Genomic DNA, 11718 nt, shown 5'->3' on the forward strand with positions numbered 1-11718 from the left:
CGCCCTAAGCTTCGCCTCATCCGCCTGCGCGACAATTCGCGCATGCACCTTGGCCGCCGCAACCGGGCACTGTTCCCCCCCTCCCCGCACCGATCCACCTGGAATCCGCTGACGCTGGCGGTGCTCGCCGGCGTGTGGATCGCCGCCCTCGCGAACTGGCCGCTGTGGCAATCGCTGCAGGCGCTGCCCGAGATGCAGGGCGCGCGCGGCACGCTCTTCATCGTCGCGTTCGGCGTGATCGTCGCGTGCCTCACCACGCTGGTGCTGGCGCTGCTGGCCTGGCGCTGGAGCATCAGGCCGGCGATCGGCCTCTTCCTGCTGGCGGCGGCGTTCGGTGCGCATTTCATGGGCACCTACAACGTCGTGATCGACAGCACGATGATGACCAACGTGCTGCAGACCGACCTGCGCGAGACGCGCGACCTGCTGAGCTTGCGCATGGCGGCGAGCGTGACCGTGCTCGCGCTGCTGCCGCTGGCCTGGCTGTGGGGCCGGCCGCTGCAGGCGCCGGGCGCGTGGCGGCAACTCGGCCGCAACCTGGTCGGCATGGTCGTCGCGGTGGTCGTGATGGTGGGGGTCGCCGGTGCCTTGTTCGCCGACCTTGCATCGACCATGCGCACTCACAACACGCTGCGCTACAAGATCAATCCGCTGAACTCGTTCTATGCGCTCGGCATGCTGGTGCACGACGCCAACGCCCGGCCGGCCGGGCCGCCGGTGGCGATCGGCGCCGACGTGGCGCTCACCCCGCTCGCGCCTGGCACGAAGCCGCTGCTGCTGGCGCTGGTGGTCGGCGAGACGGCACGGGCCGATCATTTCGCACTGAACGGCTACGGGCGGGCGACCACGCCGGCGCTGGCCGCGCGGGGGGTCGTCAGCTTCAGCGACGTGACGTCCTGCGGCACCAGCACGGCCACCTCGCTGCCCTGCATGTTCTCGCACCTGGGCAAGCAGGCCTACGAGGCGCGCGACCAGGATTTCGAGAACGTGCTCGATGTGCTGCAGCGGGCCGGGCTGGCGGTGCTGTGGCTGGACAACCAGGCCGGCTGCAAGGGCCTGTGCGAACGCGTGCCGCACGACGATGCGTATCGGCTGGCGCCCGGTGCGGCACCGATGCCGGCCGGGCTGTGCGACGGCGGCGAGTGCCTGGACGAGGCCCTGCTGCACGGGCTCGACCAGCGGTTGGCCGCACTGCCGGCCGAGCGCCGCGCGCGCGGCGTCGTGCTGGTGCTGCATCAGATGGGCAGTCACGGGCCGGCGTATTCGAAGCGCTCGCCGGCGGGCCGCAAGCCCTTCGTGCCGGAGTGCACGACGAACGTGCTGCAGCAGTGCGAGCGGCAGCAGTTGCTGAATGCGTACGACAACTCGATCGCCTACACCGACAGCGTGCTGGGGCAGGCGATCGACTGGCTCGGCAAGCAAACCGGCGGCTACGACCCGGCGCTGCTGTACCTGTCGGACCATGGCGAATCGCTCGGCGAGAACAACCTCTACCTGCACGGCCTGCCCTACGGCATCGCGCCGCGCGAGCAGAAGCACGTGCCGATGGTGGTGTGGCTCGCGCCGCAGACCGAGGCAGCGACCGGCGTCGCGATGAGCTGCCTGCAGCGGCAGCGCGATGTGGCGCTGAGCCATGACAACCTGGTGCCGAGCGTGCTGGGCTTGATGGGAGCGAAGACGGCCATCTACAAGCCGGAGCTGGATGCTTTCAAAGGGTGCAGGCGGTAGCCCCAAGCCATCGTCCGCAGTTAAAGTCCGCGCACATCCAACGACTCCAGACAGGAAGCCGTGTCCGCCTCGTCCGACTCCCTGAAGTCCATCTTCTTCGCCCTCGGCGCCAACTTCGCGATCGCGATCGCGAAGACCGTTGGCGCCGTCTTCACCGGCTCGTCGTCGATGCTGGCCGAGGCCATCCACTCGTACGCCGACTGCGGCAACCAGGGCCTGCTGATCTGGGGCCTGAAGGAAGCCAAGAAGCCGCCGACCGCCGACCACCCGCTCGGCTACGGCAAGGCGATCTACTTCTGGAGCTTCATCGTCGCGCTGATGCTGTTCAGCATGGGCGGCCTGTTCTCGATCTACGAAGGCGTGCACAAGCTGCACGACACCGAACCGGTCCGGTACGCCGGCGTCGCGATCGCCATCCTCGCCTTCGGCGTCGTCGCCGAGAGCGTCTCGCTGTGGGGCTGCCTGCGCGAGATCAACAAGGAGCGCGGCACGCAGACGCTGTGGCAGTGGTTCCGGCGCTCGCGCCAGAGCGAGCTGATCGTCGTGCTCGGCGAAGACCTGGCGGCACTCGGCGGCCTGGTGGCCGCGCTCGGCTTCATCGGCCTGGCGGCGCTCACCGGCAACCCGATGTGGGATGCCGTCGGCTCGATCGTGATCGGCGTGCTGCTGGTGGTGGTCGCGATCCTGGTCGGCACCGAAGTGAAGTCGCTGCTGGTCGGCCAGAGCGCCGAACCGACGGTGCTGGCCGCGATGCGCGAGCACATCGCCGCGCAGCCCGAGGTGGCGCAGATCTACAACCTGCTGACGCAGCAGCTCGGCAACGACGTGATGGTGGCGGTGAAGGCACGCATGGCACCGCAGCCGTCGGACGTGGCGTTGATCGAGGCGATCAACCGGGTAGAAGCCGGGCTGCGCACCGCGTTTCCGTCGATCCGCTGGATCTTCTTCGAGCCCGACCTTCGAGACTGATTCAGAACAGCTCCTGCTGCCCGTTCGCCGGCGGCAGGCGTGGCTTGCGGAACAGCGTGAGATCAAGCTCGGTGCGCACCCGGTTCATGCCGTGGCGCGCGCAGGCCTTGCGGAAGCGTTGCGAGATCAGCTCGGCCCACACGCCCTCGCCTTTCATGCGCGTGCTGAAGGTGGCGTCGTAATCCTTGCCGCCGCGCATGTCGCGGATACGCGCCATCACGCGGGCCGCGCGCTGCGGGAAGTGCTGGTCGAGCCACTGCTGGAACAGCGGGTTCACCTCCCACGGCAGGCGCAGGATGATGCTGAAGGCCGAGCGCGCGCCGGCCTCGGCCGCGGCTTCGACGATGCGCTCGATCTCGGGCTCGTTGATGAACGGGATCACCGGCGAGACGCTCACGCCCACCGGCACGCCGGCCTCGGCCAGCGTCTTGATCGTGCGCAGCCGCCGCTGCGGCGACGCGGCGCGCGGCTCGAGGATGCGCGACAACTCGGCATCGAGCGAGGTCACCGACACGTACACCGCCGCCAGGCCGCGCGCCGCCATCGGCGCGATCAGGTCGAGGTCGCGTTCGACGCCGGACGACTTGGTGACGATCGAGAACGCGTGGTCGCAGCCGTGCAGCACCTCGAGCACCGAGCGGGTGATGCCGAGCTTGCGTTCGACCGGCTGGTAGGCGTCGGTGGCCGAGCCGATGTTCAGCATCTGCGGCTCGTAGGCGCGGCTCGCCAGCGCCTCGCGCAGCCGCTCGGCGGCATTGACCTTCGCGATGATGCGGGTCTCGAAATCGAGCCCCGGCGACATGTTGAGGTAGCTGTGCGTCGGCCGCGCGAAGCAGTAGATGCAGCCGTGCTCGCAGCCGCGGTAGGGGTTGATCGACAGGTCGAAGTGCACGTCGGGCGAGTCGTTGCTCGCGAGGATGCTCTTGACCCGCTCCTCGATGATCTGCGTGGCCCGCGGCAGGTGCTCTTCGCTCGCCTGCTGCTCGAGCGTGCCCCAGCCGTCGTCGTAGTCTTCGCCGCCCCGTGTCGTGAAGCGGTGCTCGATGGCCCACGCGGTGCCCCGGCCCTTGGTGGCGCCGGGTGTGGGCATCGGAACGAGAGGCTGGATGAGCGGGCGCGAGGGGATGGGATTGAACTTCTGCGGCATCCTGTAAATATATACAGTATTCACCGCAGAAGCCAGTTCCCATCAGATCGCGCCGACGCTCCCGGTCACCGGCAGCACGATGCCGGTGATGTAGCCGGAGCACGCCGGCGACGCGAGGAACACATACGCCGGCGACAGCTCCTCGGGCTGTGCGGCGCGCCGCATGTCGGTGTTCTGCCCGAACTCGGCGACCTTCTCGGCCGGCGAGTCGGCCGGGTTCAGCGGCGTCCACACCGGGCCCGGCGCCACCGCGTTGACGCGGATGCCGCGCTGCAGCACGTTGCTCGCGAGCGATTTCGTGAAGGCGTGGATCGCGCCCTTGGTGGTCGAGTAGTCCAGCAGGTGCGCGCTGCCTTCGAGGCCGGTGACCGAGCCGGTGTTGATGATCGCGCCGCCCTTGCCCATGTGCGGCAACGCGGCGCGGGCCATGTGGAAGTAGCCGTAGACGTTGGTGCGCAGCGTCTCGTCGAAGCGCTCGTCGGTGATGTCCTCGATCGACTCGGCGTGCTCCTGGAACGCGGCGTTGTTGACCAGCACGTCGAGCTTGCCGAAGGCCTTCACCGCCTGGTCGACCGCATGGCGGCAGAACGCCGGATCGCGCACGTCGCCGGGGATCAGCACGCAGCGGCCGCCTTCGGCCTCGACGCAGCGCTTCGTTTCCTCGGCGTCTTCATGCTCGTTCAGGTAGACGATCGCGACGTCGGCGCCTTCGCGGGCGAACAGCACCGCCACCGCGCGGCCGATGCCGGAATCGCCGCCGGTGATCAGCGCGGCGCTGTCCTGCAGCTTGTGGCTGCCTTCGTAGTACGGGGCCAGGAACTTCGGCTTCAGCTCGAGTTCGGCTTCCAGGCCCGGCTTCTCGATGTGCTGCGCCGGCAGCTTCACCGGTTGCCGGCTGGCACCGGCCTGCACCGGCGCCTTGTCGGCCGGCTTGCCGCCGGACGCCTTCTTCGCGTCATCGCGGTCCTGGGCCGACTGGATGCGGCGCTGCTTCACGGCCACCGCTTCGCCGTCGTCGGCATGCGGTCGATCGCTGTGGGAGGTCTGGGCGGTCTTGCGGGAAGTCTTGGTCGGCATGGCGCACTCCGTTCGGGTCGATGCCCGAATGGCGGCAAGCCGCATGCCTGCGACGCCGGGGTGCCGGCCGCCGCGTCTCAGGCGGTCTTGATCAGACCGGCAGCAACTGGCTGTCGCTGCGCCAACTGGCGCGCACCGCGTTGTGCGTCAGCGCGCGTGCGGCACGCACCGCGGCGGTGGCGCCGGAGCGGCGGCTGGCCACCTGGTCGAGCCAGGAGGCGAGGATCGGGTTGCGGCGTGCGAGCGTCGTCCAGCTGCTGCGCCAGCAGCGAGCCAGGTCGGCATGCGGGTGCAGTTGGCGGCGTGCGCTGCGCGGCAGGTCTTGCCCCGGGTGTTCGCTGAACACCTTGCCGAGGTCGAACAGGAAGGCGGTGGCCGAGCACACCTGCTGCAGCTCCGAGACGATCGGCGGCAGCGGCTTGCGGCTGCGTGCGTCGTGGTCGGCGTTCATCGCGAACTCGGCCGCGGTGATGCTGGCTTCGAGCAGGCCGTACATCTCGGGGTGGTGGTCGGCGGCGGCCGGCTGGGTCAGGAAGTGATCGAGGTTGCCGCTGCGTTCGAGCACCTGCGCGATGAACTCCTGCAGGTCCGGCGACCAGCGGCTGCACAGGCAGGCGAGGCGGTACACCAGGTCGGCCGGCACGCCGAGGTAGGCCAGGTTGCCGGCGTTGATGCGGCGCACCAGCGTGGCCAGCAGGTTGTCGACGCCCTGCCCGCGTTCCTCGAGGAAGCCCGACAGCGGCAGACGCAGCGCCGGCAGTGCGCGCCAGGAACGGTCGATGGAATCAGAGTTCATGGATGTCTCGCTGGTGTATCCCTGAAAACGGATTCTGCGAGACGGACGGGCCGGCCAGCCAACGATAAAGAGGCAATAGCGTGCCTATTCCTCGGCGGTGTCAGACAGCGGCAACACGAAGGTTTCAGGGGGTCAGCGCGTGTAACTCGGTGTGCAGTTTTGCTCGCAGGTCACTGAACCACTTCGGGGCCAGCAGGCCTTGCTCGACCTTGCCTGCGTGCGCTTCGACCCACGCCAAATGGTCGAGGCCAGGCGCAGGATCGTTCATGTCCAGCGCCAGGGCGGCACACATCAAGCGCGCCAGCAGCGCGACTTGCGCGGTGTCTTCCACCGGTATCAAGCGACGTTTCAGTACCCATTGGCAGGCCAGCAGGCTGGCATGGGCGAACAGCTCCGAGCGCCCGTATTTTCTGGATCCACGCGTCGACGTCGGCGACACGATCGCATCGAGCACGTCGTCACCGATGCCTTCGCTGGCACGCAGGGCCACGCGAGCCGCGAACACCAGACCCGCAGCGCTGTCGCGCCATTCGCTGCCTTGGTCCTTGCGCTGCTGGCGAAGGACGGCCGCCAGGTTCTCCAGCAGCTTCTCAGGTTCACCGGCATCGGCCACGCCGGTCCCGATCCATGTCGAGAGGAGGCTCGGCGTCGCCATGACGAAAGCCGGCGGGGACTGGCCCGAACGCCAGCTCCACATCGCCGTGATCGGATGACTGAGCGCAGCGGTCAAGGCCTTCGGGTCACCGAGGTCGACGCCCTCGCAGTTGGCCTGCACGTCTTTCATCACCGCATCGACCAGCGACTTGCGCGCGTCATGGTTGAGCAACAACAAGGCTTCGATCAGTGCAGCGCCTCGGGGCGATCGATCGCTGAGGGTCTGCAACAGGGTCGGGCGCACCATCGCCTTCAGGCTGCCTCGGCATGCGCGCGGCGTGATCATCCGACGGAGCAAGCGGCGCGTTCTCTTGCCCCGCAGCAACATGGGATCGGCGCCGATCTGTGCCAAGGCCTCGTCCAGGAGGCAAGGCGCCGATCCGCTGGCCATGGCGGTCGCAAATTCCGCGCTGTCGACGATGTGGCCGAGGCCCTTCTTCCTCACATCGGTCGTGAACCAGTGCGCCTGAATGAGCTTGGACATCACCACGGGAAGGTCGGATACGTCGCCCTCCAGCATGGCTTCGCGCACCTTGTCGTCACCCAGAAGCTGATCCAGAACAGCACCCAATGCCTCGTCCGTCCGGTGGGGACCTGCGGCCGAACAACGCAGCCCGAGCGCCAGCAGTGCAGCCCGCGGCGCGATGTCGGACGCGTCGATCTTCGGATGCAGAAACTTGATCAATGACGATGCATCGCTTGCCGTGGAGGTGCGACCCGGTCGACACAAGCGCACATGCGTGATGGTCACAGCGCTCATGCAGGAAGGCGACGTCCAGAGAAGCGTGCTGCCGCTTGGTTCCACGAACCTTCCTTGCTTCCATTGGACGCCTTGGTCCTTCAACGGCATGCGCAGTTGCGCGATCACCTGGTTTTGGTGCTCCTCGCACAACGTGGCAAAGCGTTTCGCGTCCGGCAGCAGATCGCCGCCCCCCGCCCGCTGCAGGCTGCGCTCGATGCGACGTCGCCCCGGGCCGGTGTCAACCGCCGCGAGGCATGCGGCGGCCTGCACGATCTTCTGTAGCTGTCTGTCGGAATGAATCTGGCCCGCCAGCCCGTCCAGGAGGTCGCACACCCCATCGATCGTGCCGATCGGCAACATGTCACCCGTGCTACCTGTGCCGACGAGGACCGCCTCGATCAGGCTGGTCTCCAGCGTTGCCAATGCCTTGCCGCACTGCAGGTCGGCAACCAGGTCGCAGTGTTTCAACAAGCGACCGTGCAGCAGGATGGCCCGCATCGCCCGCATGGCCGGACGGTTCAGCAGGTCGGTCTTTCTCGCGATCTTCATGGCGAACACCACGCACGGCAGGTCGTCGTCAGCCAACATGCGCAGTTGCGTCAGGTGGACGGCAAGCAACTGCAGCGCAAGTCCGGTCCGACCGGCGCGCGCAAAGGCTGCCGCGACCGTCAGCACGTCGCGCGACGTGCCGAGCTGCCACGGGCTGAAGCCGACGAAACCGTGCTTGTCGTCGCCCACCCATTGCTTCACGCGCGATCCGAACGATTGCAACGAAAACAGGCGCGCCAGCGCATCCAGCGCGCCAACGTCGGCCACCACGGTCCGGCTGTCCGATGGCGACACGCCCCAGGCGATCAGGCTTTCGATTGCGGCACTCCGAAGCCCCTTCGGCTCTTGATCGCGGGGTTCGACCCGGATGAGTTCAGCCACCTCGCAGGCGCGCTTGCTGACCGCTTCGAGCAATTCATCGCCCTCGAGAAAACTGCACTCGTGAAGCGGTGCACTGACAAGCAACACCCGATCGGGCTCCAAAGCGCGGTCCAGGGTCAACAGGGCCCGCGCATGTGTGGACAGCTGCCCCAGGATCGCCCACAGCGACAGAGGTGGCATCTCGATCTTCTGCTTCAAGTCGAGCACGGTCGTGATGGCGGCGATGAACCCGCCATCGGCCATCGTTTCGTTCATCGCCCACGCGGCCCAGAGCAACAGCGCCAGCCCCGGTTGTATTCTCTCGAGGGCCGCCGCCACATCGGCCACCGTGTCGCTGTTGCAGCCCGGCTGCAAGGTGAAGCCGAGGATCTCCGAGTCGGCATCGCCGTCCACGGCACGCTCACACGTGACGAGCCTCTTGTCGAGCAAGGCGGTGAAGGCCTGTTCCAGGCCAGAGTCGAGGAGCCAGCCTGTCCGGCCCGACCACTGCCGCCCGTTGCTGACACGCTCGGTCAGCTTCTCCAAATCGAAGTTGCCGCTGCGCGAGAACGTGCGGCGGCGGGCCGACTTGGGGGGTTCAAGCTGCTGCATGAGCTCACCAACCTTGTCATGCATCGACATCGGATCGGGCAGCATCCAGCGAACTTCAAGCAACACGATGACGAAGTTGAGTCTGTCAAAGGGCGCTTCGACGATGACCTCATCGACCTGCAAGGAAGCGGAATCACCGGGGCCACCCGTGCTGTCGAGGCTGCCCACATAGCCCAGGTCGCCGAAACGCGGGAACACGTTGCGACTCAGCAAGACGCGCAGGGTTCGAAGGTGCGCCACCAGGGCCTCTCGCGCGGGCTCACTCAGCCCCGCGCCTGCACTCGGCTCCAGGCGCACCAACGCGCTCAGGTTCGGCATGAAGTCGTCGTCGGCCGCGGTGGCATTCATCACCAGCGCCGCCCGCAGCTGAAAGGCGCAGTCGTGCACGCCCTCGGCTTCGAGCACTTCTGCGATCCTGGCCAGTTCGCCGGGATCGCATCCCGCCTTCATCTGCATGGCGCCGCTCGCCCGGCGTTGCGAATCCCGCACGAACTCTCCGACGAGAAGTCCCTGACGGACCAGGTTCGTCAGACGCTCGAGTGCGCTTGCGAGGTCGAGGCCGTCGTGGACAGGCACCGGTGCCGGTGCCGACAGACCCGTGTGCGGGGGCCGCGGCGAGAGTTGCCGCTCGGCAAGCAACTGGCGGGCCTCCGCCCGCGCCTTGTCGCTGCTTGAGCGAGACAACGGCCGGTGAGTCCTGGGAAACGGTCGGGCCGTGTCGACCCGAGGGGAATACGGCGGCGTCTTGATGCCTCGTAACGGACTGCCCCCGCCACGCTGCTCCTCCATGCGAATCCTCTGATCGATGTCTGATGCCGGTGTGTGACACCGCGGCGCAGATCGTTCCGTCGGATGTCAACCGGCGAGGCCGCCGCTCAAGCTGCCCCCTTCTCCTGTCCCTTCAACAGCGACCACGCCATCGCCCCCATCAGCGCGACCCCCGCCACCAGCGCGCCCCACAACCATGCGCGCGAGGGTGTCGGCACGGGCGCCGGCACCGGCACCGACGCTGCCTTCAACACCGGCGACGCCATCGACGCCACATCGGCTTGCAGCACCGCCCGATCCGCCGGCAACGCATCGCCGCTGCGCCGCGCAGGCATCAGCTCGCCGATCGTCATCGCGGGCGCGGCCGCCGCCGGCTCGACCCAGCCCGTGCGATACGGCGCCGCACCACGCGCCAGCATCACCAGCGTCCGCGCGCGCACGCCAATCCGCAGCTGCGGCGGCTGCGCGCCGAACTGCGCCACGCCGCCGGCCACCTGCAGCCTCAGCTGCGTGTGCACCGCGCCATCCAGATGCTGCGCCGGCGACCGCGACTCACCGGTCGGCAGGCGCAGCCACCACACGCTGCCGTCGGCCAGCGGCTGCCAGCCGGGCTCGGCGGCCGGCAGCGGCGCCGGCGTCTTGTCGCGCAGCGCATGCAGGTGCCGGCCCAGCCGGTGGTGGTGACCGTGCGGCCTCGGCACCACCTCGCCTCGCACCAGCCAGCCGACACGCGCCACCGTGTTCGCATCGCGCGGCAGCAGCTCCACCGCCTCCAGCGGCACCGCCGGCAGCGCGTAGTCGCAATGCTGCGCATCGCAGCCGGTCGGCGCGATCGGCTCGCTCCATTGCAGCGCAGGCTGCGGCCAGTCGATCGTCGCCGTCGTCACCTCGGCGCCGGTCAGCTCCGGCACCGGGCCGTTGCCGAGGCTGCGCAGCCGCAGGTAGGCCGCGCGCACGCCGCCCAGTTCCAGCACCGTGCTGTCCAGCCGCTGCCCCTGCTGCTGCAGCGACACCAGCTGCACCTCGCGGCGCACGGCGCGCCACTGCGTCAGGTCGTCGCTCGCCTCCACCGCGACCGGCCAGACGCCGTTCGCGCTGTCGGGCAACGCGAGCGCCACCTCCATCACCGCGCCTTTCACGCCGCGCAGGTCCAGCACCCAGCCGCGCGGCGTGTCGTCGGGCGCGTCCTTTTTCAGCGGCTTCGGTGCCGGCAGCTTGAAGACCGGCACGCTGCCGGTGGCYATGCTCTGCTGCGCCGGTGCCGCATCGGCCCACGCATACGGCAGCGGCTCGCCGAGCGCATTGCGCAGTTGCAGCCCGCGCAGGTCGGCGGTGCCGGCCTGCACCTGCCACGCGAGCGGCAGTTCGAGCGTGTAGTACGGGCCGACGCCCTCCAGCTTCAGCAGCATCGAGGGCGGCACGGCCGCCGCCGTGGCCGACAACGCGACCAGCGTCGCAACGATCCAACCCGCCTTCATGCCGCGACCTCGCTTTCGACCGCCGCCGCGCGCCGCGGTGGCACCGGCGCGAAATACCCCACCACCAGCAACAGCACGCCGACCACGATGAACGACACGATGCGGTACAGCCCGCCCTGGTCGGCCAGCTCGACGAAGAACAGCTTCAGCACCACGACACCCAGCAGCCCGGCGCCGGCGATCCACACCGTGCGCATCACGCGGCGGTGGCCGAGCAGCATCAGCCCCACGCCGACCAGCGACCATGCGACCGACAGCATCGCCTGCGTCAGCGTCGACTCGAACAGCGAGGCCTCGTCCCACGGCACGCCGGCCGCGTGGTGGGCCAGCCGCAGCACCAGGCCGGTGTAGACCGCGAAGGCACTCAGGCCCAGCACGCCGCGGATCGCCGCCGGCGGCACCTGGTCACGCACGGTCTGCGGCAACGCGCGCAGCCACAGCGCCAGCACCAGCAGCGCAAGGCACTGGCCGATCTCCAGCGGATTGAGCAGCGGCAGGTAGGGCAGCGGTGCGGCCGTGCCGTCGTGCGCATTGGCGGCCCACACCCACAGCAGCAGGCCGAGCGCGAGCGGCGCGGCACCGGCCACCAGGTAGGCGTCGCGGAAATCCGCCACCGGCCAGCGGCGCAGCACCGCCGGCCGCGTCAGCGCGAACACCGCCGCGGCGATCACCGGCACCCAGCCGAGCACCCGCCAGGCCGAGCCGGGCTCGCTGGCATCGGCCAGGTGCAGCGCCAGCTCGGTCGACGCCAGCCCGACGAACAACCACAGCCCGATCACATGCATCGCCTGCAACGGCACACCACCGAACCAGGTGGCCTGCCGGCGCAGCAACAGCA

The 11718-nt window shown here is 68.8% G+C and carries 8 protein-coding genes; 2 read left to right on the forward strand and 6 right to left on the reverse strand.

Going from position 1 to position 11718, the window contains the following annotated elements; genetic code table 11:
* Both ACXJLU_RS31025 and ACXJLU_RS31030 read left to right on the forward strand, forming a co-directional pair.
* The coding region (locus ACXJLU_RS31025; protein WP_457337615.1) for a phosphoethanolamine transferase at positions 1 to 1728 on the forward strand (1728 nt) is incomplete at its 5' end.
* Between the two features lie 60 nt (positions 1729 to 1788).
* Positions 1789 to 2697: a cation diffusion facilitator family transporter gene (locus ACXJLU_RS31030; RefSeq protein WP_457337616.1), complete on the forward strand. Its 909-nt coding sequence runs from the start codon at positions 1789 to 1791 to the stop codon at positions 2695 to 2697.
* A 1-nt stretch (position 2698) separates the two neighbouring features.
* Here ACXJLU_RS31030 and ACXJLU_RS31035 read toward each other — a convergent pair whose 3' ends face one another.
* The 6 genes from ACXJLU_RS31035 to ACXJLU_RS31060 form a co-directional block, all read right to left on the reverse strand.
* Entirely contained in the window at positions 2699 to 3787 is a 1089-nt protein-coding gene (locus tag ACXJLU_RS31035) for a PA0069 family radical SAM protein (RefSeq protein ID WP_457337617.1), read from the reverse strand.
* Positions 3788 to 3886: 99 nt separating this feature from the next.
* On the reverse strand, positions 3887 to 4921 hold the full coding sequence (locus ACXJLU_RS31040; protein ID WP_457337618.1) for an SDR family oxidoreductase: 1035 nt from the start codon (positions 4919 to 4921) through the stop codon (positions 3887 to 3889).
* Between the two features lie 91 nt (positions 4922 to 5012).
* Positions 5013 to 5717: a hypothetical protein gene (locus tag ACXJLU_RS31045; protein ID WP_073466653.1), complete on the reverse strand. Its 705-nt coding sequence runs from the start codon at positions 5715 to 5717 to the stop codon at positions 5013 to 5015.
* Positions 5718 to 5841: 124 nt separating this feature from the next.
* The gene (locus tag ACXJLU_RS31050) at positions 5842 to 9423 is read right to left on the reverse strand and encodes a hypothetical protein (protein ID WP_457337619.1); all 3582 of its coding nucleotides are present in this window, start codon (positions 9421 to 9423) and stop codon (positions 5842 to 5844) included.
* Positions 9424 to 9509: 86 nt separating this feature from the next.
* The gene (locus tag ACXJLU_RS31055) at positions 9510 to 10880 is read right to left on the reverse strand and encodes a DUF3999 family protein (RefSeq protein WP_457337620.1); all 1371 of its coding nucleotides are present in this window, start codon (positions 10878 to 10880) and stop codon (positions 9510 to 9512) included.
* A partial coding sequence (locus ACXJLU_RS31060) for a DUF2339 domain-containing protein (RefSeq protein WP_457337621.1) occupies positions 10877 to 11718 on the reverse strand: 842 nt, incomplete at its 5' end. The genes ACXJLU_RS31055 and ACXJLU_RS31060, both read right to left, overlap by 4 nt.

Source organism: Rhizobacter sp. P5_C2, assembly GCF_054049715.1.